The organism is Nonomuraea sp. NPDC050790 (assembly GCF_044456745.1).
In the GTDB taxonomy this organism is placed as follows: Bacteria; Actinomycetota; Actinomycetes; order Streptosporangiales; family Streptosporangiaceae; genus Nonomuraea.
The window spans coordinates 39397-62579 of the sequence record NZ_JBITGF010000018.1 but is presented as its reverse complement, the minus strand read 5'-3'; the positions used below and the strand labels follow the sequence as shown (position 1 = coordinate 62579).

The following is a 23183-nucleotide window of genomic DNA, read 5'->3' as shown; positions in this document are numbered from 1 at the left end:
TGGCTTGGCTGGCTGTGTAGGCTGACGGGCTGAGCGGCGCGGCCCCGAACGCAACGCACGGAATTTCCGGCGCGAGGCCGGTGTCAACTTCTTGTACGACAATGGAAGGTCGCCCCTTATGGACATGGGATCCCTCGGAAGCATCCTGCCGCTGGTACTTCTGGTGGTGGTGTTCTATTTCCTGCTCATCCGCCCGCAGCGCAAGCGGCAGCAGGAAGCCGTCAAGATGCAGAACTCGCTCACCCCGGGTACGCGGGTGATGACCACGACAGGTCTGTTCGGCACCGTGGTGGCGGTCGACAATGAGGACGTGATCCTTGAGGTGGCGCCCGGCATCGAGACCCGCTGGGTCAAGGCGGCCATCGGCCGTGTCCTGACCCCGGGCGACGCCCCTGTCGACGACGAGCCCGTCGTGAGCGACGAGCCCGTCACCGACACGGCGGACGAGGTCAAGACCGAGGACGTCAAGGACGGAACGAAGAACGGCGACTCGAGCACGAAGCAGTCCTGACTAGGCTGCGACCGACACCTCTAATCCGAAAGAACTGACGACCCGTGGCCCGACCGACCAGCCGCCACAGCAATCCGGGGCGCACGCTCCTGATTCTCCTGGCGCTCATCCTCGCCCTGGGCGGGACGATGCTCCTGCAGAAGGCGTTCACGCCCAAGCTGGGCCTCGACCTCGCCGGCGGAACGACGGTGACCCTGTCACCCGTAACGCTCAGCGGCGCGGCTCCCTCCCAAGAGTCGCTCGACCGTGCTGTCAGCATCATCCGTGACCGGGTGAACGGCACCGGAATCTCCGACGCGGAGGTCGCCAAGTCCGGCGACAACATCATCATCTCCGTTCCCGGCAAGGGCCAGGAGGAGGTCATCAAGCTGGTCGGCACCACGGCGGAGCTGCGCTTCCGCCAGGTGCTCGCCGTGGAGGCCGCCGCCCCCGAGCAGCTCACCACCGAGGCGCCCAAGCCGAGCAGCAGCCCGTCGGGCACCACGGCGCCGTCCAAGGAGCCCAGCGCGAAGCCGACGGCCGGCGCTCCGAAGGAGACCCCCAAGGCCACCCCGACCGGCAAGGCCCTGTCCTCCGCGCTGACCTCGCCCACGACGCCGACGCCGTCGGCCAAGGACGACAAGAAGAAGGACTCCAAGGCCACCCCGACGCCGTCGGGCTCGCCCTCCGCGCAGCCTTCTCAGCCACAGCAGGAGCAGCAGCCGCAGATCGACACGAGCGGCGTCGACCCGGCGGTGCTGAAGCAGTACCAGGGGCTCAACTGCACCGACCCCAAGACCCGCGGCCAGGGCGTCCAGGACGACCCGAAGAAGCAGTTCGCGGCCTGTTCCGACGACGGCTCCGCCAAGTACATCCTGGACGTGGCCAAGGTCGTCGGCACCGACATCGACACCGCGACCGCGGGCGTGCGCCCGGGCAGCACCGACTGGGTCGTCCAGCTCGACTTCAAGAGCGCCGGCGCCTCGGAGTGGAGCAAGCTCACCTCGGTCGCGTTCAACTCGCAGCCCCCGCGCAGCCAGGTGGCGGTCGTCCTCGACGGCCTGGTCATCACCGCGCCGGTCATCCAGGGCCCGATCCCCGGCGGCCGCGCCGAGATCACCGGCGGCTTCAACCAGAAGAGCGCGACCGACCTGGCCGACCAGCTCAAGTACGGCGCGCTGCCGCTGAAGTTCAACCGCAGCTCGGTGGAGACGATCTCCTCGACGCTCGGCTCCGACCAGCTCATGGGCGGCCTCATCGCCGGCGCCATCGGTCTGGGCCTCGTGGTCCTGTACTGCCTGCTGTACTACCGGGGCCTCGGCCTCGTCGCGGTGCTCAGCCTCGTCGTGGCCACCGTCCTCACCTACCAGTCCGTGGTGGTCCTCGGCGCGAACGGCGGCTTCGCCCTCTCGCTGCCGCACATCATCGGCCTGGTGGTCTCGATCGGCATCACCGCCGACTCCTTCATCGTGTACTTCGAACGCATCCGTGATGAGATGAAGGAAGGTCGGCGGACGCTTCGCGCGGCCGTCGAGGTGGCCTGGGTCCGTGCCCGGCGCACGATCCTGATCGCCGACGCCGTGATGTTCATCGCCGCGGTCGTGCTGTACTTCCTGGCCGTGGGCGGCGTGGCCGGGTTCGCCTTCGCGATGGGCCTGACCACGCTGATCGACATCGTCGTGGTGTTCCTGTTCACGAAGCCGTTCATCGCCCTCCTGGCGAGGTTGAAGTTCTTCGCCAAGGGGCACCCGCTGTCCGGTCTCGACGCCGAGCGCATGGCCGCCGAGCCCGCCCGCTCCAACACCCCGCAGGAGGCCTGACATGGGACTCGGGCGTCGCCTCTACCGCGGCGAGATCGATGTCGACTTCGTCGGCAAGCAGAAGCTCTGGTACTCGCTGTCGGGCCTGCTGCTGCTGTTCTCGATCGCCGGTCTGGTCTTCAGCGCGGTGAACACGGGCAGCCCCCTCAACCTGGGCGTTGAGTTCAGGGGCGGTTCGGTCTTCTCCTTCAAGGCCCCCGCGGCCAACATCGAGCAGGTCCGTTCGACCTTCCTCGACGAGGGCGTGCACCAGGCCATCGTGCAGACGGCCGGCGACCGGTGGCGGGTCACCACCGAGACGCTGTCGGAGTCCGCGGTGACCAAGGTGCAGAACGCCGTCGTCGCCGACTACAAGGTCCCGGTCTCGCAGGTGGACATCCAGTCCATCGGCGCCTCATGGGGCGGTGAGGTCTCCCAGAAGGCCATGATCGGCCTGGGCGTCTTCATGCTGGCGATCATCCTTTATCTCAGCATGGCGTTCGAGCCGAAGATGGCGCTGGCCGCCATCGTGGCGCTGGTGCACGACCTGGTCATCACCGCGGGCATCTACGCCTGGTCGGGCTTCGAGGTCACCCCGGCGACCGTACTGGGCTTCCTGACGATCCTCGGTTATTCGCTGTACGACGCGGTCGTCGTCTTCGACATGATCAAGGAAGTCACGGCCAAGCTGGGCACCACGTCGAAGAAGACCTACACTCAGGCGGCCAACGACGCGCTGAACCACACGCTGATCCGATCGCTGAACACCTCGCTGGTGGCCATCCTCCCAGTTGCGGCGATCCTGTTCATCGGCACCACGCTGCTCGGCGCCGGAACGCTGAAGGACCTGGCGCTGGCCCTGTTCGTCGGCATGCTCGTCGGCACGTACTCCTCGCTGTGCGTCGCCACGCCGCTGCTGGTGACGCTGAAGGAGCGCGAGCCGAAGTACCAGGCGATCGCCAGGAGGCTGGCCTCCACCGGCGGCAAGGGCCCCAAGAAGGCCGCCGCGGCCAAGGGCTGACGTTTGTCCGGCATCGCCCCCGCCCCGCTTCGACGGGGCGGGGGCTTCGCTTGTCCCACAGGAGGAGATTTCATGATGGAGCGGACCCTTGGCCTGATCAGGGACGTGCCCGACTATCCCCAGCCGGGTGTGCTGTTCAAGGACATCACGCCGCTGCTGGCCGACCCCGCCGGGTTCGCGGCCGTGGTGGACGAGATCTCCGGGCTGTTCGACTCCGACAAGATCGTCGGGATCGAGGCGCGGGGTTTCATCCTGGCGGCGCCGGTGGCGTACAAGGCTCAGGCGGGGTTCGTGCCCGTCAGAAAGAAGGGCAAACTGCCCGCCGAAACCCTGGAAGAGTCCTACGATCTGGAGTACGGCTCGGCCACCATCGAGGTGCACCGGGACGCCTTCGCACCGGGTGACCGGGTGCTGATCGTGGACGACGTGCTGGCCACGGGCGGCACCGCCGCCGCCACGGTGGAGCTGGTACGACGTGCCGGAGCCGAGGTCGTGGGCGTGGCCGTGCTGATGGAGCTTGCCTTTCTCAAGGGGCGTGAGCGCCTGCCGGGAGTAGAGGTACGCGCCCTGCTGACCGTCTGAGTTCGCCACCTGGATACACTGGGGGGCCTGGACTCACACGTAAAGGAGTCTGTGTGCCCCGTGATGTGGTCGTGCCCGACGTAACCGAGTCTTCGACGCGTCGGCGGCGGTTTGGGGGTGGGGCCATGAACCCGGTGCTGGAACCCTTGTTCCGGACGGTCAGGGCGACCCATCCCAAGGCCGACCTGCGCCTGATCGAGCGTGCCTACGACGTGGCCGCGTACCATCACCGCGACCAGAAGCGCAAGAGCGGCGACCCGTACATCACGCACCCGCTCGCGGTGGCCACGATCCTGGCCGAGCTCGGCACCGACGACGAGACCCTGTGCGCCGCGCTGCTCCACGACACCGTCGAGGACACCGCCTACGGCCTGGAGGAGCTGCGCGGCGACTTCGGCGACACGATCGGCTCGCTGGTCGACGGCGTCACCAAGCTGGACAAGGTCAAGTTCGGGGACGCCGCCCAGGCCGAGACCGTGCGCAAGATGGTCGTCGCCATGTCGCGCGACATCCGGGTGCTGATCATCAAGCTGGCCGACCGGCTCCACAACATGCGTACCATGCGCTATCTGCCCGAGCACAAGCGGCAGCAGAAGTCCCGCGAGACGCTGGAGATCTTCGCGCCGCTCGCCCACCGCCTGGGCATGAACACGATCAAGTGGGAGCTTGAGGACCTCGCCTTCGCGATGCTCTACCCCAAGCGCTACGACGAGATCGCGCGCATGGTGTCGGAGCGGGCGCCGCGGCGCGACCTGTTCCTGCAGGAGGTCATCGAGAAGGTCTCCGGCGACCTGCGCGAGGCCAAGATCCGCGCGGTGGTCAAGGGCCGGCCCAAGCACTATTACTCCGTCTACCAGAAGATGATCGCCAGGGACGTCGCCTTCGACGACATCTACGACCTGGTGGGCATCCGGGTGCTGGTCGACAGCGTGCGCGACTGCTATGCGGCGCTCGGAACGATCCACGCGCGATGGAACCCGGTGCCCGGCCGGTTCAAGGACTACATCGCGATGCCCAAGTTCAACATGTACCAGTCGCTGCACACCACGGTGATCGGTCCCGAGGGCAAGCCCGTCGAGCTGCAGATCCGCACCCACGCCATGCACCATCGCGCCGAGTACGGCGTGGCCGCCCACTGGAAGTACAAGGAGGAGGTCGGCGCCGCCGCCCCGCCCGGCAAGGTCAAGCCGGGCAGCGACATGGCCTGGCTGCGCCAGCTCCTCGACTGGCAGAAGGAGACCTCCGACCCGGGCGAGTTCCTGGAGTCGCTCCGCTTCGACCTTTCGGTCTCCGAGGTCTACGTCTTCACCCCGCGCGGCCAGGTCGTCGCCCTGCCCGAGGGCGCGACCCCGGTCGACTTCGCCTACGCCGTCCACACCGAGGTCGGCCACCGCTGCATCGGCGCCCGCGTCAACAGCCGCCTCGTGCCGCTGGAGTCGCGGCTGGGCAACGGCGACACCGTCGAGATCTTCACCTCCAAGTCGCCCGACGCCGGGCCCTCGCGCGACTGGCTGAAGTTCGTCAAGTCGGGCCGTGCCCGCAACAAGATCCGGCAGTGGTTCTCCAAGGAACGCCGCGAGACCGCGATCGAGGCCGGCAAGGAGGCCATCGGGCGCGCGATGCGCAAGCAGGGGCTGCCGCTGCAGCGCCTGATGTCCGGCGAGGCGCTGCTGGCGCTCTCCCGCGACCTGCGCTACCCCGACGTCTCCGCCCTCTACGCCGCCGTCGGCGAGGGCCACATCGCCGCGCAGTCGGTGGTGCAGAAGCTCGTGGCCTCCATCGGCGGCGTCGAGAGCGCCGAGGAGGACATCGCCGAGACCTCGCTGCCCACCCGCCTCAAGGGCCGCCCGCGCGGCGGCGGTGGCGCGGGCGTGGTCGTGGCGGGCGACGCCGACGTGTGGGTACGCCTGTCCAAGTGCTGCACGCCGGTGCCCGGGGACGACATCGTCGGCTTCGTCACCCGCGGCCACGGCGTGTCGGTGCACCGGGCCGACTGCACCAACGTCCAGCAACTCAAGGAGCAGCCCGACCGGCTGGTCGAGGTGAGCTGGTCGCCCAGCGAGGACTCGGTCTTCCTGGTCGCCATCCAGGTGGAGGCCCTCGACCGTCCCCGCCTGCTGTCCGACGTCACCCGCACGCTGTCCGACCAGCACGTCAACATCCTGTCGGCGTCGGTGACCACGTCGCGGGACCGGGTGGCGATCAGCAAGTTCACCTTCGAGATGGGCGACCCCAAGCACCTGGGGCACGTGCTGAAGGCGGTCCGCAGCATCCAGGGCGTCTTCGACGTCTACCGCGTCAGCGGCGCCGGAAGCTGACCCCAGAGGTACGGCCCGGCCCGGGGTCACCCGCGGCCTACGGCCCGTCCTGGGGTCACCCGCGGCCTACGGCCCGTCCTGGGGTCACCCGCGGCCTATGGCCCGGCTCGGGGTCACTCGCGGCCCCAACCACCGAACCACCTCCGGAGCGCGCCCACACGCCGCTGTGGAGGCCGCTCGCGCTGCGGTCAACCCACACTGCGTCAGAGGCGTCGAGCCTTCGAAGGCATCTCGGAAGCAGCGCCCGCCGCCTCGGCCATGGGCGACCGGGAAGGGGTTGACGGCGTCCCGGCTCTGCGGGGTGAAGGGTTGTCGTCGCGATCGAGGGGCGGGGCCGTACCTGCTAGTCGGGGAGGAGAGGGACGGCGGGGCCGTCGTCGCGGCCGAGCAGGACCGCGCGCGTCACCGCCGCCGAGCCGAAACGCAGGCGGAGCGAGTCGACCGTGGTGTCCAGAGCGCGGGGCTCGTCGAGGGGCAGGGCGAGCTGCAGCGCGGCGGAGTCGCCGAGGTTGGTGAGCGCGAAGCCGAGCAGCGTGATGCCGCGCTCGTCGATCATGGGCGCGGCGACGGACAGGAGGCGGCGGGCCGTCGCGAGCAGGGGAGAGGTCTCGTCGGTGGCCTGCGCCAGGGTGTGGGAGCGGGTCACGCGGGTGAAGTCCTCGAAGCGCAGGCGCAGGACCACCGTGCGGGCGCACCTGTCGGCCGCGCGCAGGCGGCGGGTGACGCGGTCGATCAGGCCGACGGTGACGGCGTCGAGCTCCTGACGGGTGCGCCGGGTGCGGCCCAGAGCGCGCTGGGCGCCGATGGAGCGCCGGCGGCGGCCGGTCTGGACGGGGCGCGGGTCGCGGTTGAGCGCGAGGGCGAGCAGGTGGCGTCCGGCGGCGGGCCCGAGGCGGGCCGTCAGCGTGGACTCCTGCAGCGCCGCCACCTCGCCCACGGTGGTGATGCCGAGGGCGTGGAGCTTGCGGGCGGTGACGGGGCCGACGCCCCACAGGCGTTCGACCGGGAGCGGATGGAGGAAGTCCAGCTCGCCGTCGGGCGGCACGACGAGCAGGCCGTCGGGCTTGGCGACGCCGCTGGCCACCTTGGCCAGGAACTTGGTGCGGGCCACGCCGACGGTGATGGGCAGGCCGACCTGCTCGCGTACGTCGCGGCGGAGCTTGGCGGCGATGCGCTCGGGCGAGCCCGAGATCGCGCGCAGGCCGCCCACGTCGAGGAACGCCTCGTCGATGGACAGGCCCTCGACCAGCGGAGTGGTGCGCTCGAAGACGTCGAAGACGGCCTTGCTGGCCGCGGAGTAGGCGGACATGCGGGGCTCGACGACGATCGCGCGCGGGCACAGGCGGCGGGCCTGGCCGCCGCTCATCGCGGTGCGCACCCCGCACGCCTTGGCCTCGTAGCTGGCGGCCAGGACCACGCCGCCGCCGACGATGACGGGACGGCCCCGCAGGCGCGGGTCGTCACGCTGCTCGACGGAGGCGTAGAAGGCGTCGAGATCGGCGTGGAGGATCGTCGCTTCGCTCACGAACACATGTTCGCATGGAAGGCAAGATCGGGGCTACCGCAGGCCGGGCAGGTTGACGACGACCGCCTCCTGGGTGCTGCGGGCGATGACCACCACGGCCTCGCGCGACGGGTCGGGGTTCTCCTCGCGGTGCGGGACGAACGGCGGCACGTAGACGTAGTCGCCCGGCTTGGCCTCGATGCGCACCTCCTCCCCGCCGTCGGGGTCGAGAAAGACGAAGCACGGGGCGCCGCTGACCACGTAGATGGCGGTCTCGGAGTCGCCGTGGTGGTGGTCGGCCGAGACCGTGGAGGGTGCGACGTGCGTCTGCCCCATCCACAGGCGGCTGGAGCCCACGGAGGCGCCGCTGACGGCGGCCAGGCGGCGCATGCCCCCGGTCTGCGCGGTGTCCGCCGTCAGCATGCCGGGGGCGATGTGGTGGAGCTTGCGGTGGAAGGCGTCCATGCCGGCCACCATCTCACGCAGCCGGAAACGCAGCCGGAAACGCAGCCGGAAACGCCGTCGCAAACGCGGTCGGACCGCGCGCTCGGACCGCGCGCTCGGGCCGTGCGGTCGGAACTGTGCGGTCGGAACGCGCGCTTGAAACGCGGGCTCAGACCTCGACGCCGTTGACGAAGACCTTCCGCAGGCGCAGGCCGTCGGTGAAGGCGATCTTGTCGGGGCCGGTGATCCCGGTGAACACGCATCTCTCCAGCCGCACGTCCCGCAGATGGTCGGTCTCGAGTCCCACGAGGTTGAGCACCGCGTCGGCGCCGTCGATGCGGGTGTCGCGCATGGTGATGTTCCGCACCGACACCGGCAGCGTGCCCGGCTCGGTGCTCGCGTAGTTCATGTTGACGAAGATGATCTCCCGGTCCACGCCGGAGCCGGTGAAGCCGCGGACGTGGACGCCGTCGACGAACGAGCCGCGCTTCTTGCTGGCCTTGATGTAGACGGGGTACTTGACCGGGTAGTTGCCGGGGAAGGCGGGGGAGTTGATCACGCAGCGCTCGGCGAAGACGTCGCGCACGCCGCCGGACATCTCGCTGCCGACGGTGATGCCGCCCCAGCGTCCCGAGAACAGGCAGTCCCGCACGACGATCTTCTCGCTGGGTACGCCGACCCGCCGGCCGTCGGCGTCACGGCCGGACTTGACCGCCACGCAGTCGTCGTTGGTGTTGAAGCGGCAGTCGTGGATGTGCACGTAGGAGCAGGACTCGGGGTCGCAGCCGTCGGTGTTGTAGAGCGTGCTGACGACCGTGATCCGGCGGATGGTGATATTTCGGGACAAGACGGGGTTCACCGTCCACATCGCCGGCTCCAGGATCGTCACATCCGAGACCAGGATGTTCTGGCACTGGACGAACTGGATCATCGCCGGGCGTAGGTAGTGGCCGGCGCCGAAGACGCGCTGCTCCACCGGCACGCCGTCGTCGCCCATCTTGCGCAGCGCCCGCTGGTCCGCGCCCTGGGGGCCGCCGCCGGCGTACCAGCTCTCCCAGGGGCCCTGGCGGGCCTGGCCGTCCAGCGTGCCCTTGCCCGTGACGGCGATGTCGCGCTGGCCGCGGGCGTAGATGAAGTGGGAGTAGTTGTAGCACTCGGTCCCCTCCCAGCGGGTGAAGACCACCGGCAGGTAGGCGTTCGGATCGGTGCTGAAGGCGATCGTCGCGCCCTCCGAGACGTGCAGCTCGACGCCGCTGCGCAGGTGGATGGCCCCGCTCAGGAAGCGCCCCGGCGGTACGACGACGCGTCCGCCGCCCGCGCGGTTGCACGCGGCGACGGCCAGGCGGAAGGCGGCGGTGCAGTCGGTGACGCCGTCGCCGACGGCGCCGAAGGCGGTGATGTCCCACGTCCTGCGGGGGAAGCGGGGCGGCCGGATCCTGCGAAGAATGTGAGGTACGCGCTGCCAGGGGTCCGATGAATCGGCGTGAGCCGTACCGGGAATCATGCTGGCTGCGGCGAGAAGTAGGACGGAACGGCGCGAAGGCATCAGTCCTCCACCGGAATGGGTCGGATGTCTGGAGCCTAAATCACATTCGCTTCGTGAGGAAGTTAATTCGGCGGAGCACACGGAAAACGCCGGCCGGAAGGATCCGGCCGGCGTTCTTCGCGCGAAAGGGTCAGCTGAACTCGGCGAGCGTGCGCTCGGCCTCCTCCAGCCAGGAACGGCGGGCCGTCAGCGCCTCCTCGGCCTCCTTGACGTCCTTGGCCCGGCCCGCGGCCTCGGCCCTGGCCAGGCGCTTCTCCAACTGCGCGATGGAGGTGCGGAGCTGGTCGACGGTGCTCTGGGCACGGGCTCGGGCCTCGGGGTTGGAGCGCTTCCACTCCGCGTCCTCCGCCTTGCGCACGGCCTCGTCGATCTTGCGCAGCCCGCCTTCGAGCCGGTCGCGCTGCTCGCGCGGCACCGGGCCGACGGCCTCCCAGCGCTCCAGCAGGGCGCGCAGCGAGCCGCGGGCGGCCCGCGCGTCGGTCACCGGGAGGATCTTCTCGGCCTCGACGAGCAGGACCTCCTTGGCCTCGGCGTTGGCCGCGAGCGAGGCGTCGCGCTCGGCGAAGACGGCGGAGCGCGCCTGGAAGAAGACGTCCTGCGCGGCCTTGAACCGGCCCCACAGCTCGTCCTCGGCGTCGCGCGAGGCGCGGCCGGCCGCCTTCCAGCGCTGCATCAGCTCGCGGTAGACCGAGGCGGTGGGGCCCCAGTCGGTGGAGCCGGCCAGCGCCTCGGCCTCGGCGACGATGCGCTCCTTCTCGGCGCGCACGCCTTCGCGCTGCTCGTCGAGTCCGGCGAAGTAGGACTTGCGGCGCTTGGCGAACGCGGTGCGGGCGGCCGACAGCCGCTTCCACAGGCCCGCCTCGGTGGCGCGGTCGATGCGGTCGGCCGCCTTCCACTCCTCGACGAGCTGGCGCAGCCGCTCGCCGCCGGACTTCCAGTGGGTGGTCTCCTCGGCGATGCGCTCGGCCTCGGCGACGATGCGCTCCTTGACCGCCTTGGCCTCGACCCGCGCGTGCTCGCGGGCGGCCTTGACCTCCTCGCGGCGGTGCGCGACCAGCTCCGACAGCCCGTCCAGACGGGCCGTCAGCGCGGCCAGGTCGCCGATGGCGTGGGCGTCCGCGACGGCCTCGCGCAGCTTGACGATGCTGGCCTCGGCCTGGGCCGGCGCCAGGTCGGTGCCCTTGAGGCGCTGCTCCAGGAGCTGCACCTGCCCGGCCAGCTCGTCGTACTTGCGATGGAAGTAGGCCAGCGCTTCCTCGGGTTCACCGGCCTGCCAGGAGCCGACGGCCCGCTCTCCCTCAGCCGTACGCACGTAGACGGTGCCGTCGTCGTCTACCCGGCCCCACGGGTCGGTGCTCACCGTGTCCTCCCGCACTTTCCATCAGACCCTTCGGGACTACCCGTCCCTAGTTGTATTACGTCAGCTCTTGCCAGAGATTGTCACGTCTTTGAGTTGGAGGGTTTCCTTGGGCGCTCCCGTTCCGTCCGGACCCGGCGTGATAACGCCCGCCTTGTTCACCTTGTCGAGAATGTCGAGCCCCTTGGTGATCGTACCGACTGGCGTGTAATCCGGGGTGAGTCCGATGTCGCCGTATACCAGGAAAAACTGGCTTCCGGTGGAACCCGGCGCGCTCGTCTTGGCCATGGCCATGACGCCGCGCTTGTAGGTGGCGCCCTGGAGGTTCTCCTCGGCCATCACGTAGCCGGGCCCGCCCATGCCGTCGGTCTGGCTCTTGCCGTCGGCCTTGGCCGTCGGGTCGCCGCACTGCAGCATCGGGAACTTCTCGTTGCCGAGCCGGTGGCACTTGCTGCCGTCGTAGTAGTTCTTCTTCGCCAGGTACTCCAGCGAGTTGACGGTGCACGGCGCCTTGGCGTTGTTCAGCTCCACCTGGATGTCGCCCAGGCTCGTGGCGAACGTCAGCGTCTTGGTCTCCGGCTTCACGCTCGCCTTGGCCGGCGGCATGCCGACGTCCTTCACCGTCCCGTTCTTGTCGGCCACGTAGCCGCACTTGCCGGTCTTCGGATCGAACGGCGCCGCCGCCGCGACCTGGCTCGGCGAGGTGCTCGGCTGGGCCGAGTCGGAGGCCGCGGGCGTGGGCGACGCCGCCGCCTCGGTGCCTGGCTCCCCGTTGAACAGGGCCACGGCGGCGACGATGCCGCCGACCACCACGACGACGCCTATGCTGGAGCCGATGATCGCAGTGCGCTTGTTCCGCTGCTCGCGCTCGATGCGGCGCTGCATCTGCCGCTCGTAGTGCTCACGAGCCAGCTGCTTCTGCCGGTCCTTCCCCGTGGCCACCGCTTTGCCTCCCATAGTCAATCAACTGAGGTGGGCGAATCGTATCGGCCAATGGGTAATGGTTCGCAGCCCGGCGACCCGCACCGGTACCCTTCGGTTACATTCCCATTGGCTTTTTCAACGAGATCAGCTGAGGCAGATGCTCATCGCAGGGTTCCCCGCAGGGGCCTTCCAGACCAACTGTTACGTCGTCGCGCCCGCCGCCGGCGAGGAATGTGTGATCGTCGACCCTGGTCAGGACGCCGTGGACGGCGTCGACGAGCTGCTGCGCGAGCACGGGCTCAAGCCGGTCGCGGTCCTGCTGACCCATGGGCACCTCGACCACGTCTGGTCGGTGGCCCCGGTGTGCGGCGCGCGTGACATCCCCGCGTGGATCCACCCCGAGGACCGCGATCTGCTCAGCGATCCGGCCAAGGGCTGGTCCGACACCTCCGCGCAACTGTTCGGCGGCATCACGCTGAGCGAGCCCGACGACGTCAGGGAACTGGCCGACGGCGCCGTGCTGAAGCTCGCGGGCCTCGAGCTCGTCGTGGACCACACCCCCGGCCATACCAGGGGGTCGGTGAGCTTCCGGCTGCCGGAGGACGAGATCATGTTCTCCGGTGACCTGCTGTTCGCCGGCTCCATCGGCCGCTCAGACCTGCCGGGCGGCGACTATCCGACGATCCTGCGCAGCCTGGCCGCCAAGTGCCTGCCGCTGCCTGATGAGACGATCGTCCTGCCGGGCCACGGACCACAGACCACGATCGGCCGCGAGCGCGCCACCAATCCTTATTTGAGGGAAGCAGCGCCGCACGCCGGTCCCACACGAGGGATCTAATGAGCTTCCAAGCACCAAAGGGCGTCAAGGAGTACATTCCTCCGCAGGCCGCGACGTTCTACGCCATCCGCCAGGCGTTCGCCGAGACCGCCAGGCGCGCCGGCTACTCCTATATGGAGACCGCGGTCTTCGAGGACACCCAGTTGTTCGCCCGCGGCGTCGGCGAGTCCACCGACGTCGTCTCCAAGGAGATGTACACCTTCACCGACCGCGGCGGCCGCTCGCTCACGCTGCGCCCCGAGTTCACCGCCGGCGTCCTGCGCGCGATCCTGGAGTACGGCCTGCACCGCGGCCAGCTCCCGGTCAAGGTCTGGACCGGCGGCCCGGTCTTCCGCGCCGAGCAGCCCCAGGAGGGCCGCTACCGGCAGTTCTACCAGCTCGACCTGGAGGCCGTCGGCAGCGAGGACCCGGCCGTCGACGCCGAGACCATCGCGCTGGCCTGGCAGTGGTACCAAGCGATCGGCCTGACCCAGGTGCGCCTGCTGCTCAACTCGCTGGGCTGCGCCGAGTGCCGGCCCCTCTACCGCGCCCGCCTGCAGGACTTCCTGCGCGGCCTCGACCTCGACGAGGCCACCAGGGCCCGCATCGAGATCAACCCGCTGCGCGTGCTCGACGACAAGCGGCCCGAGGTGCGCAAGCAGCTTGAGGACGCGCCGCTGATCGGCGACCACCTGTGCGCGGCCTGCAAGGCCTACCACGACCGCGTCAAGCAGCACCTGGCCGACCTGGACATCCCGTGGGAGGACGAGCCCAGGATGGTGCGCGGCCTCGACTACTACACCCGCACCACCTTCGAGTTCGACCACCCGCTGCTGGGCGCGCAGTCCGGCATCGGCGGCGGCGGACGCTACGACGGGCTGTCCGAGGCCATCGGCGGCCCGCCGCTGCCCGGCATCGGCTTCGGCCTCGGCCTGGACCGCGCCGTCATCGCGCTGGCCCGCGAGGGCGTCGAGCCCGCCACCCCGCCGCGCTGCGAGGTGTACGGTGTGGCGCTGGGCGAGGAGGCCGCCAGGACCATGTTCAGGCTTGTCGGCGACCTGCGCGCGGCCGGCGTCGCCGCCGACATGTCCTTCGGCGGCAAGGGACTCAAGGGCGCGATGAAGGGCGCGGACCGCTCCGGCGCCCGTTTCGCGCTGATCCTGGGCGAGCGTGACCTGGCGGCGCAAGCCGTACAACTGAAAGACCTGACCACCGCTGAGCAGACCGAGGTGCCTCTGGCCCAGGTCGTGGACGTTCTGAAGGGGAAAGTGCAGTGATCCGCACGCATAAGGCCGGGGAGCTCCGCAAGGAGCACGCCGGGCAGCAGGTGACGCTCGCAGGATGGGTGGCCCGCCGCCGCGACCACGGCGGCGTCGTCTTCATCGACCTGCGTGACGCCTCCGGCTCGGCGCAGGTGGTCTTCCGCGAGGAGGACCACGCCCACGACCTGCGCGCGGAGTACTGCGTGAAGGTGGTCGGCGAGGTACGCGTGCGGCCCGAGGGCAACGCCAACCCCGAGCTGCCCACGGGCGAGATCGAGGTTGTCGCCACCGAGGTCGAGGTGCTCAGCGAGTCGGCGCCGCTGCCCTTCCCCATCGAGGGCAACGCCGGGGTGTCGGAGGAGGCGCGGTTGAAGTACCGCTACCTCGACATCCGCCGCCAGCAGGTCGGCAACGCGATGCGGGTGCGCTCCAAGGCCACCTTCCTGGCCAACCAGGTCATGGACGAGCTCGGCTTCGTCTACGTCGAGACGCCCACGCTGACCCGCTCCACCCCCGAGGGCGCCCGCGACTTCCTGGTGCCGGTGCGCCTGCAGCCGGGCAACTGGTACGCGCTGCCGCAGTCGCCCCAGCTCTTCAAGCAGTTGCTGCAGGTGGCCGGTCTCGAACGCTACTACCAGCTCGCCAAGTGCTACCGCGACGAGGACCTGCGCGCCGACCGGCAGCCGGAGTTCACCCAGATCGACATCGAGATGTCCTTCGTCGACCAGGAGGACGTCATCGCCGTCGGCGAGGCGCTGATCGGCCGGGTGTGGAAGGAGATCCTCGGCTACGAGATCCCCGTCCCACTGCCGCGGATGACCTACGCCGACGCGATGGCCCGCTACGGCTCCGACAAGCCCGACCTGCGCTTCGGCCAGGAGCTCGTCGAGGTCACCGAGTACTTCGAGGACACCACGTTCCGCGTCTTCCAGGCCGAGTACGTGGGCGCGGTCGTCATGCCGGGCGGCGCCTCCCAGACCCGCAAGGAGCTCGACGGCTGGCAGGACTGGGCCAGGTCGCGTGGCGCCAAGGGCCTGGCGTACGTGCTGGTCCAGGAGGACGGCACGCTGGGCGGCCCGGTGGCCAAGAACCTGTCGGAGCGTGAGCTCGGCGGGCTCGCCGACCTGGTCAAGGCCGCGCCCGGCGACGCGATCTTCTTCGCCGCCGGGGCCGGAAACTCCTCCCGCGACCTGCTCGGCGCCGCCCGCCTGGAGATCGGCCGCCGCTGCGGGCTCATCGACGAGTCGCAGTGGGCGTTCCTCTGGGTCGTGGACGCGCCCATGTTCGAGGAGGACGGCGAGGGCGGCTGGACCGCGGTCCACCACCCCTTCACCGGACCCAAGCCGGAGTACGCCGCCGACTTCCAGGACAAGCCGGGCGAGGCCCTGGCCTACGCCTACGACATGGTCTGCAACGGCATGGAGATCGGCGGCGGCTCGATCCGTATCCACCGGGCCGAGATGCAGCAGCGCGTCTTCGACGTGCTCGGCATCTCCAAGGAGGAGGCGGAGAGCAAGTTCGGCTTCCTGCTCGACGCCTTCCAGTACGGCCCGCCCCCGCACGGCGGCATCGCCTACGGCTGGGACCGCATCTGCATGCTGCTGTCCGGCGGCGAGTCGATCCGTGACGTGATCGCCTTCCCGAAGACCGCCTCCGGCTTCGACCCGCTGACCGGCGCTCCCACGGCCATCACGGCCGAGCAGCGCAAGGAAGCCGGCGTCGACGCCAAGCCCAAGGAGTAGGGGCACCCGGGGGAAGGCCCGCATGCGCTATGCCGATCTCGCCGTCCCCAAGCCGCTGCGCCGCCACCAGTCACACGCCCTGAGCGAGCTGGAGGCGGCGCTGGCGGCCGGACGGCGCCGGGCCTGGGTCGTGCTGCCACCGGGCACCGGCAAGACGCTCACGGGCCTGGAGGCGGCGCGCAGGCTGGACGCCCCGATCGTGGCTTTCGGCCCCAACACCGCCATCCAGGGCCAGTGGCTGGCCGAGTGGCGCGCCTTCGGCGAGAAGGCGCGCGCGGGCACCTCCCGCGAGCTCGACCAGGACGTCACCGTCCTGACCTATCAGGCGCTGGCCAGCTTCGACCCCGACGCCGAGATCGACGAGGACGGCGGCAGGCGGCCCTCCCACCTCGACCGGCTGCGCCCGCAGGGCCGCGAGCTGGTGGACCGGCTGGCCGCGCTCGGCCCGGTGACGCTGCTGCTGGACGAGTGCCACCACCTGCTCGACACCTGGGGCGAACTGCTGGCCGAGGTGCTGCGGCGACTGCCCGAGGCCACCGTCATCGGGCTGACCGCCACCCCGCCGGACCGGCTCACGCCGTCGCAGGCGGAGCTGGTCGGGGAACTGTTCGGGCCGGTGGTGCGCGGGCCCTCGATCCCGGCGGTGGTCCGCGAGGGCCACCTGGCCCCGTACGCGGAGCTGGCCTGGCTGACCTGCCCGACCGCGCACGAGCAGGCGTGGCTGGCCGCCGAGGCCGAGCGCTTCGCCGAGCTCACCACCGGCCTGCTCGACCCCGGCTTCGCCACCGTCGGCTTCCTGCAGTGGCTCGACACCCGCCTGGTGCACCGGGGCGAGGACGTGATGACGTGGCAGCGGCTGGAGCGCCGCGATCCCGCGCTGGCCGCCGCGGCGCTGCGGCTGCACCACGCCGGGCTGCTGCCGCTGCCCGAGGGCGCCAGGGTCCGCGAGGAGCACCGCCACCTGCCCACGGCCGAGGACTGGGTCTGCCTGCTCGACGACTACGTGCGCCGCTGCCTGCGGCGCAGCGGCGAGCCTGCGGACGAGGCCGCCGTGGAGGCGATCCGGCTGGCGCTGCCGTCGATCGGCTACCAGCTCACCGCGCGTGGCGTGCGGGCCGGCCGTACCCCGGTCGACCGGGTGGTGGCGCGCAGCGAGGCCAAGACGGTCGCGGTGGCGGAGATCCTCGCGGCCGAGCACGCCGCGCTGGGGGAGCGGATGCGCGCGCTGGTGCTGTGCGACCACGAGCGGGCCACCGCGACGCTGCCCGCGCGCCTTTCAGGCGTGCTGGACGAGCAGGCCGGGTCCGCCAGGCTGGTGCTGGAGACGCTCGCCGCCGACCCGCGCACCGCGCGGCTGCACCCGATGCTCGTCACCGGCCGCACCGTCGCCGCTCCGGCCGCGACGGCCGCGGCCTTCGCCGCGTTCTGCTCCGGTACGGCCCGCCTCGACCCCGTCCCGCCCGGCGCGGACGGCGTCGTCGAGCTGACCGGCTCCTGGAACAGCCGCGCCTGGGTCGCCCTCGCCACCCGCTTCCTGGAGTCGGGCGGCTGCTCGGTCCTGGTCGGCACCCGGGCGATGCTCGGCGAGGGCTGGGACGCCAAGGGCGTCAACACGGTGATCGACCTCACCGAGGCGACCACGGCCGGCGCGGTCGTGCAGATGCGCGGGCGCGGGCTGCGCGCCGACCCGTCGTGGCCGGAGAAGGTGGCCAACACCTGGTCCGTGGTCTGCGTCAGCGCGGAGCACCCCAAGGGGTCGGCCGACTGGGACCGGTTCGTCCGCAAGCACGACGGCTACTTCGGGCTGACCGACTCGGGGACGATCGCGGCGGGGGTCGCGCACGTGCACCCCGAGCTGTCGCCGTACGCCCCGCCGCCGGTCGCCGACTTCGACCGCTTCAACGTGTCGATGCTGGAGCGGGCGGCCGACCGGGCCAGGGTGCGGGAGCTGTGGCGGGTCGGCTCGCCGTACGAGGACCTGCCGGTGCACAGCCTGCGCGTCGAGCCCGCCCGCGCCGCGGCCCGCCCGGCGGCCGGCCGTCCCGAGCCGCCGCGCGCGGTGCCCGCCGAGCGCGGCATCAGCCCGCGGCCCCGGCTGTCGCGCCGCCCGCACCTGCTGGCGGGCGCCGCCGGATGGGCCGCGGGCACCGCGGGCTGGCTCGCCGCCGCGCTGCCCGCGCTCGCCGACGCCCTCCCGCCGGCGCTGCCGGGCGGGCTGCCGCTCGGCGCCGCCGCCTTCCTCCTGGTACGGCGGGCCCGCCGTACCGGCGTGGGACAGGCGGCGCTGCGGGAGGTGGCGGAGCAGTTCGACCTGCCCGCGATCGCCTGCGCCGTGGCCGAGGCCCTGCACGAGACCGGGCAGGTGCCCGAGGGCGCGCGGGCGGTCCACGTGGAGCCGGACGGCGCGGGCGCGTACTGGATCGAGCTGCGCGGCGTGCCCGAGCCCGCCTCGCGCCGCTTCAGCCTCGCGCTGGACGAGGTGCTGACCGCGCCGGTCGCGCCGCGCTACCTGGTGCCCCGCTACCTCGTCGAGCCGGGGCCGCGGCAGGGGCGGGCGCTCATGGCCGGGCGTCCGGAGCCGAACGCGGTCGTCCACCACGCGGTGCCCGAGGCGCTGGGCGAGCGCAAGAAGGACGCGCGGGCGTTCGCGCGGGCGTGGAACCGCTGGGTCAGCCTCGGCGAGCCCGTCTACACGCGCTCGCCCGAAGGGGCGGGGATCCTGGCCGCGCAGGCGGGCGGCTCGCCGCTGGACGTCGCCACCGCGCTGCGCGTCACCTGGCGCTGACCACCGCCCGCCGGTGCCGGTGGGCGGTGGCCGTACCGGCGCTCAGAAGCGGACGGGAAGGCGCGACAGGCCCCGCACCACCGAGCCCGCGGGCCGCCACGCCAGCTCCTCCTCGGCGCAGTCCAGCGCGAGGCCGGGCAGGCGGGCCAGCAGCGTGCCGATGGCGATCCGCCCCTCCAGGCGGGCCAGCGGCGCGCCCAGGCAGAAGTGGACGCCGTGCCCGAAGGCGAGGTGACGGTTGTCCTGGCGGGTGATGTCGAGCTCGCCCGGCGAGGCGACGGCGGCGGGGTCGTGTCCCGCGGCGCCGAGCGAGATGTGCACCATCGCGCCGCGCGGCACGGCCACCCCGGCGATCTCCATGTCCTCGGCGGCGAAGCGGGGAGTGGAGCGCTCGACCGGCCCGTCGAAGCGCAGGAACTCCTCGATCGCCTCCGGCAGCAGCTCGGGCTCGCCGCGCAGCAGCGCGAGCTGGTCGGGGTTGCGCAGGAGCGCCAGCATGCCGTTGCCGATGAGGTTGACCGTCGTCTCGTGCCCGGCGATCAGCAGGAGCGTCAGCGTGGACAGCAGCTCGCGCTCGTCCAGCTCGCCGCCGTTGGCCAGGGCGCTGACCAGGTCGTCGCGCGGCTCTGCGCGCCGCTCGGCGACCAGGCGGGAGAAGTACGCGTGCGTGTCGCGCGCCGCCTGCTGCCGCACCCGGGTGCCCTCGGGGTCGAAGCTGGGGTTGACCAGCCGGCTCGACCACTCGCGGAACCGCTCGCGGTCCTCGGCGGGCACGCCCAGCAGCTCGCAGATGACGATGATCGGCAGCGGGAAGGCGAACTCGTCGATCAGCTCGGCGCTGCCGTTCATCTCCATGGCGTCGATGAGCTCGTCGGTGATCTCCTGCACGCGCGGGCGCAGCGCCTCCACGCGGCGCGGCGTGAAGTCCTTGGCCACCACGCGGCGCAGCCGGGTGTGCTCGGGCGGGTCGACCTGGAGCATGTTCGACTGGAAGAGCAGGTCGTCGGTGTCGGCGAGCTTGCGGAAGTAGTCGCCGAAGACCGCGATGTCCTTCGACAGCCTCGGGTCGTTGAGCGCGGCGCGCCCGACTTCGTGGTCGATGATCAGGAACGCGGCCATCCCGGGCGGGAAGTCGATGGGATGCACAGGGCCCGCGGCGCGCAGCGCGTCGTAGGCGGTGTACGGGTCCCGGCTGAAGCCGGGGCTGAAAAGGAACTCGAACGGTATTTTCTCCGGCACGGAGATCACCCTAGAACGCCTCGGGCAGGGCCGGAAGCGAGCTGCGGGGCCGGATCCGCTCCGGCCCCACAGGAGTGTCACTTCGTGGACATCTTCACGTCCTTGATGATGAACGGGTTCTTCGGCGCCGTGGAGCCGCCGTCGCCCGTGACGTCGTCGGGGTTGACGATGAAGCCCTCCTTGGCCGCCTTCTCGATGATCTCCAGGCCGCTGGTGACCATGCCGAGGATCGAGTACGCCGGGTCGAGCTGCGTGTTCTCGTTCGACATCGAGATGGCGAACTGGCTGGAGTTCTGCCCCTGGGCGTCGGTGGGCTGGGTCAGGAAGACCACGCCCCTGCTGTACGGCATGGCCCCCGCGGCCTCGTCACCGTAGACGTATCCCGCGGTGCCCTGCCCGTCGGTGGGGTTCTTGCCGTCGGCCTTGGCCAGCGCGTCACCGCACTGCAGCAGGAACAGGCCGGAGTTCTCCGGCACGACCAGGCGGTGGCACTTGGTGTTGTCGTAGAAGTTCTTCTTGGCCAGGAACGCCATCGAGTTGACCGTGCACGGCGTGAACTTCGGGTCCACCTGGATCACGATGTCGCCGCGGTTGGTGACCACGGTCATCGTCTTGATCTTCATGGCGTCGCCCGGCTTCTTGGGCGGGAAGCCGACGAACTTCTTGGGCACGTCCTGCGTGTCCTTGGTGTACGTGCAGCTGATCGGGCCGGTCTTCGGCGTCATCGACGGCTCGGGCTCCGAGGAGACGCTGGAGCTGGCGGACGGGCTCGGCGAAGAGGCCGCCGAGACGTTCTTGGAGTCGCCGCCGCCGAGGAGGGTGGTGGCGGCCACGATGCCGCCGGCGACCAGGACCACGGCCACTCCGGCGCCGATGAAGGTGTTGCGCCTGCCCTTGGCGTTGTCCTCAGCAGCGCGCCGCGCCTGCCGCTCCTTGTGCTCTCGCGCCAGCTCGCTCTGGCGGTCGTCGCCGCTCACGGATATGTCCTCCATCTTTGCCGACACATGACCAAACAACTTCGCGCATGCTACCGGCCCGCCTTATGTGGTGTACGTAAGTGACGGAAGGGACGGGAACCAGGTCCTTGCCTCATACGTAGTTGAAATGAGAACGGAGTGCTGCCATGTTCAACGAGATCCTCGGGCTCCCCGCCCACCCCCTGATCATCCACTTCGCCGTCGTGCTGACCCCGCTGCTCGTGGCCGTATCGGTGGCCTACGCCGCGGTGACACGCTGGCGGCCGCAGCTCGCGTGGGCGGTGGTCGCCCTGTCGGTTGCGGCGCCCGCGGCGGTCTTCGCGGCGCGGCAGAGCGGCATGGCGCTGAAGGAGGCCCGTTTCGCCACCGCGGAGGGCGACCTGGGCCGGCGCATCGCCACCCATGAGAGCTTCGCCACCCCTTTGCTGCTGTCCACGCTGGCCCTCGGCGTGCTGTCGTTGCTGCTGGTCTTCGCCGCCCGCAACAAGACGGCCGGGCTGGTCCTCTCCGTGCTGACGGTCGTGGCCGCGCTCGTGGCCGCGTACTACGTCTTCAGGGCGGGTGACTCGGGAGCGAGGGCCGTGTGGACCCTGTAGTCTCGGTTTGTGGATAGCCTGTTCGATTCGGCGGCTGAAGAGGCCACTCCTCAGCCGCTCGCGGTCCGGATGCGGCCCCGCACGCTCGACGAGGTGATCGGCCAGCGCCACCTGCTCGGCCCCGGCACGCCGCTGCGTCGGCTGGTCGAGAGCGAGGCGCCGATGTCGCTGTTCCTCTGGGGCCCGCCGGGCACGGGCAAGACCACGCTCGCGTACGTGGTCTCCAACGTCACCAAGCGCCGCTTCGTCGAGATCTCCGCCGTCTCGGCGGGCGTCAAGGACGTGCGCGCCGCCATCGACAACGCCCGCCGCGAGCTCGGCATGACCGGCCGCCAGACCGTGCTGTTCGTCGACGAGGTCCACCGCTTCAACAAGGCCCAGCAGGACGCCCTGCTGCCCGCCGTGGAGAACCGCTGGGTCACCTTCATCGGCGCCACCACGGAGAACCCCTACTTCTCCGTCATCTCCCCGCTGCTCTCACGCTCGCTGCTGCTGACCCTGGAGTCGCTGTCCGACGACGACGTCCGCGCCGTCCTGGAACGCGCCGTCGCCGAGGAGCGCGGCCTGGCCGGCCGCGCGAGCCTGGCCCCCCAGGCCCTCGACCATCTCGTACGGCTGGCGGGCGGCGACGCCCGGCGCTCCCTGACCTACCTGGAGGCCGCGGCGCTCCTGGCCGACGACATCACCGTCGAGGTGGTCGAGAAGGCCGTGGACAAGGCGGCCGTCCGCTACGACCGCCAGGGCGACCAGCACTACGACGTCATCAGCGCCTTCATCAAGTCGATGCGCGGCTCCGACGCCGACGCCGCGCTCCACTACCTCGCCCGCATGGTCGAGGCCGGAGAGGACCCGCGCTTCATCGCCAGGCGCATCGTCATCTTCGCCTCCGAGGACGTCGGCATGGCCGACCCCACCTGCCTGCAGACGGCGGTGGCCGCGGCCCAGGCCGTCCAGCTCATCGGCCTGCCCGAGGGACAGATCAACCTCGCCCACGCGGTCATCCACTGCGCCATGGCCCCCAAGTCCAACGCCGTGGTGAAGGCCATCGGCGCCGCCGCCGCCGACGTGCGCAAGGGCCTCATCGGCCAGGTCCCCGGCCACCTGCGCGACGCCCACTACCCGGGCGCGGCCAAGCTCGGCCACGGCGACGGCTACAAGTACCCGCACGACTTCGACCACGGCGTCGTCCGCCAGGACTACGCGCCCGAGCAGGTGCGCGAGCGGCGCTACTACGAGCCGACCAAGCACGGCGCCGAGGCGCCCGTCGCCGAGCGGTGGGCCAAGATCCGCGCCTTCCTGCGCGGCGAATGAGCACTGTGCACGGCGCCCTGCACCACGTCGAGCTGTGGGTGGACGACCTCGCCGAGATTCTGCCCGGCTTCGCCTGGCTGTTCGGGCGGCTCGGCTACTCGGAGTTCCAGAGCTGGGAGGGCGGGCGGTCCTGGCTGCTCGGCGCCACGTACGTGGTGCTGGAGGAGTCGCCCGCCCGCGTCCCCGGCCGCCATGACCGCCTGCGCGCCGGGCTGAACCACCTCGCCTTCCACGTCGACGACCCCGACGCCCTGGCCGAGGAGGCCCGCGAGCACGGCTGGACGCTGCTGTTCGCCGACCGCCACCCCTATGCGGGCGGGCCCGGCCACCACGCGGCCTACCTGGAGAACGCCGCGGGCTTCGAGATCGAACTGGTGCGCTCAGCCGGCTGACGGCCATCCCGGTCTTCTCCCGGATCGAGGTCTGCCGTAAGGTTTGAGCGTTCGATTAAAGCATTCGGTCAAAGGAG

19 protein-coding genes are annotated in these 23183 nt (G+C 70.8%); 12 read left to right on the top strand and 7 right to left on the bottom strand.

Translation table 11 applies throughout. From position 1 onward, the window contains the following. Window positions 1-124 precede the first annotated feature (124 nt). The 5 genes from yajC (at window position 125) to ACIBEJ_RS50295 (ending at window position 6210) form a co-directional block, all read left to right on the top strand. Window positions 125-511, top strand: a complete 387-nt coding sequence (gene yajC / locus ACIBEJ_RS50315; protein ID WP_397190165.1) for a preprotein translocase subunit YajC — start codon at window positions 125-127, stop codon at window positions 509-511. Window positions 512-555: 44 nt separating this feature from the next. After that, window positions 556-2310, top strand: coding sequence for a protein translocase subunit SecD (gene secD, locus ACIBEJ_RS50310; protein ID WP_397190164.1), 1755 nt, complete (start codon window positions 556-558; stop codon window positions 2308-2310). A gap of 1 nt (window position 2311) precedes the next feature. After that, a complete protein-coding gene (gene secF / locus ACIBEJ_RS50305; RefSeq protein ID WP_397190163.1) occupies window positions 2312-3310 on the top strand; it encodes a protein translocase subunit SecF in 999 nt (332 codons plus the stop codon). A gap of 72 nt (window positions 3311-3382) precedes the next feature. After that, entirely contained in the window at window positions 3383-3892 is a 510-nt protein-coding gene (locus ACIBEJ_RS50300; protein ID WP_397190162.1) for an adenine phosphoribosyltransferase, read from the top strand. Window positions 3893-4017: 125 nt separating this feature from the next. Then, entirely contained in the window at window positions 4018-6210 is a 2193-nt protein-coding gene (locus tag ACIBEJ_RS50295; protein WP_397190161.1) for a RelA/SpoT family protein, read from the top strand. A gap of 343 nt (window positions 6211-6553) precedes the next feature. Here the strand turns inward: ACIBEJ_RS50295 and dinB are convergent, their stop codons facing one another. From dinB to ACIBEJ_RS50270, 5 genes are all read right to left on the bottom strand, one after another. Then, a complete protein-coding gene (gene dinB / locus ACIBEJ_RS50290) occupies window positions 6554-7735 on the bottom strand; it encodes a DNA polymerase IV (RefSeq protein ID WP_397190160.1) in 1182 nt (393 codons plus the stop codon). A 33-nt stretch (window positions 7736-7768) separates the two neighbouring features. Further along, on the bottom strand, window positions 7769-8242 hold the full coding sequence (locus ACIBEJ_RS50285; protein WP_397190159.1) for a cupin domain-containing protein: 474 nt from the start codon (window positions 8240-8242) through the stop codon (window positions 7769-7771). A gap of 85 nt (window positions 8243-8327) precedes the next feature. Further along, a complete protein-coding gene (locus tag ACIBEJ_RS50280) occupies window positions 8328-9704 on the bottom strand; it encodes a glycoside hydrolase family 28 protein (protein WP_397190158.1) in 1377 nt (458 codons plus the stop codon). Between the two features lie 130 nt (window positions 9705-9834). Beyond that, the gene (locus ACIBEJ_RS50275) at window positions 9835-11064 is read right to left on the bottom strand and encodes a DUF349 domain-containing protein (RefSeq protein WP_397190157.1); all 1230 of its coding nucleotides are present in this window, start codon (window positions 11062-11064) and stop codon (window positions 9835-9837) included. A gap of 60 nt (window positions 11065-11124) precedes the next feature. Then, window positions 11125-12003 carry a peptidylprolyl isomerase gene (locus tag ACIBEJ_RS50270; RefSeq protein WP_397190156.1) on the bottom strand — a complete coding sequence of 293 codons (879 nt, stop codon included), beginning with the start codon at window positions 12001-12003 and terminating at the stop codon, window positions 11125-11127. A 139-nt stretch (window positions 12004-12142) separates the two neighbouring features. On the opposite strand from ACIBEJ_RS50270, the gene ACIBEJ_RS50265 reads away from it, so the two are divergent. The 4 genes from ACIBEJ_RS50265 to ACIBEJ_RS50250 are packed head-to-tail and all read left to right on the top strand — an operon-like array spanning window position 12143 to window position 18591. Continuing rightward, entirely contained in the window at window positions 12143-12823 is a 681-nt protein-coding gene (locus tag ACIBEJ_RS50265) for an MBL fold metallo-hydrolase (RefSeq protein ID WP_397190155.1), read from the top strand. Next, window positions 12823-14079 (top strand): histidine--tRNA ligase, encoded by a 1257-nt coding sequence (gene hisS, locus ACIBEJ_RS50260; protein ID WP_397190154.1) that lies wholly within the window; start codon window positions 12823-12825, stop codon window positions 14077-14079. Before ACIBEJ_RS50265 ends, hisS begins: the two co-directional genes overlap by 1 nt. Next, on the top strand, window positions 14076-15806 hold the full coding sequence (gene aspS / locus ACIBEJ_RS50255; protein ID WP_397190153.1) for an aspartate--tRNA ligase: 1731 nt from the start codon (window positions 14076-14078) through the stop codon (window positions 15804-15806). Before hisS ends, aspS begins: the two co-directional genes overlap by 4 nt. Window positions 15807-15828: 22 nt before the next feature. Further along, window positions 15829-18591, top strand: coding sequence for a DEAD/DEAH box helicase family protein (locus tag ACIBEJ_RS50250; RefSeq protein WP_397190152.1), 2763 nt, complete (start codon window positions 15829-15831; stop codon window positions 18589-18591). Window positions 18592-18633: 42 nt separating this feature from the next. Here ACIBEJ_RS50250 and ACIBEJ_RS50245 read toward each other — a convergent pair whose 3' ends face one another. After that, entirely contained in the window at window positions 18634-19830 is a 1197-nt protein-coding gene (locus ACIBEJ_RS50245; protein WP_397190151.1) for a cytochrome P450, read from the bottom strand. A 77-nt stretch (window positions 19831-19907) separates the two neighbouring features. Continuing rightward, entirely contained in the window at window positions 19908-20807 is a 900-nt protein-coding gene (locus tag ACIBEJ_RS50240; protein WP_397190150.1) for a peptidylprolyl isomerase, read from the bottom strand. 146 nt (window positions 20808-20953) lie between these two features. Between ACIBEJ_RS50240 and ACIBEJ_RS50235 the strand changes: the two genes are divergently transcribed. The 3 genes from ACIBEJ_RS50235 to ACIBEJ_RS50225 all read left to right on the top strand — a co-directional run bounded on the left by ACIBEJ_RS50235 (window position 20954) and on the right by ACIBEJ_RS50225 (window position 23106). Continuing rightward, complete coding sequence (locus ACIBEJ_RS50235) at window positions 20954-21403, top strand: DUF2231 domain-containing protein (protein WP_397190149.1); 450 nt, start codon at window positions 20954-20956, stop codon at window positions 21401-21403. A gap of 69 nt (window positions 21404-21472) precedes the next feature. Further along, complete coding sequence (locus ACIBEJ_RS50230) at window positions 21473-22714, top strand: replication-associated recombination protein A (protein ID WP_397190231.1); 1242 nt, start codon at window positions 21473-21475, stop codon at window positions 22712-22714. Next, complete coding sequence (locus ACIBEJ_RS50225) at window positions 22711-23106, top strand: VOC family protein (protein WP_397190148.1); 396 nt, start codon at window positions 22711-22713, stop codon at window positions 23104-23106. Before ACIBEJ_RS50230 ends, ACIBEJ_RS50225 begins: the two co-directional genes overlap by 4 nt. Window positions 23107-23183 lie beyond the last annotated feature (77 nt).

Coding starts and splice junctions, on each gene's coding strand:
- ACIBEJ_RS50250 (WP_397190152.1), top strand. CDS start 15,829: ATGCGCTATGCCGATCTCGCCGTCCCCAAGCCGCTGCGCCGCCACCAG.
- ACIBEJ_RS50265 (WP_397190155.1), top strand. CDS start 12,143: ATGCTCATCGCAGGGTTCCCCGCAGGGGCCTTCCAGACCAACTGTTAC.
- secF (WP_397190163.1), top strand. CDS start 2,312: ATGGGACTCGGGCGTCGCCTCTACCGCGGCGAGATCGATGTCGACTTC.
- ACIBEJ_RS50295 (WP_397190161.1), top strand. CDS start 4,018: ATGAACCCGGTGCTGGAACCCTTGTTCCGGACGGTCAGGGCGACCCAT.
- ACIBEJ_RS50225 (WP_397190148.1), top strand. CDS start 22,711: ATGAGCACTGTGCACGGCGCCCTGCACCACGTCGAGCTGTGGGTGGAC.
- ACIBEJ_RS50235 (WP_397190149.1), top strand. CDS start 20,954: ATGTTCAACGAGATCCTCGGGCTCCCCGCCCACCCCCTGATCATCCAC.
- yajC (WP_397190165.1), top strand. CDS start 125: ATGGGATCCCTCGGAAGCATCCTGCCGCTGGTACTTCTGGTGGTGGTG.
- ACIBEJ_RS50300 (WP_397190162.1), top strand. CDS start 3,383: ATGATGGAGCGGACCCTTGGCCTGATCAGGGACGTGCCCGACTATCCC.
- ACIBEJ_RS50230 (WP_397190231.1), top strand. CDS start 21,473: ATGCGGCCCCGCACGCTCGACGAGGTGATCGGCCAGCGCCACCTGCTC.
- hisS (WP_397190154.1), top strand. CDS start 12,823: ATGAGCTTCCAAGCACCAAAGGGCGTCAAGGAGTACATTCCTCCGCAG.
- ACIBEJ_RS50280 (WP_397190158.1), bottom strand. CDS start 9,704: ATGCCTTCGCGCCGTTCCGTCCTACTTCTCGCCGCAGCCAGCATGATT.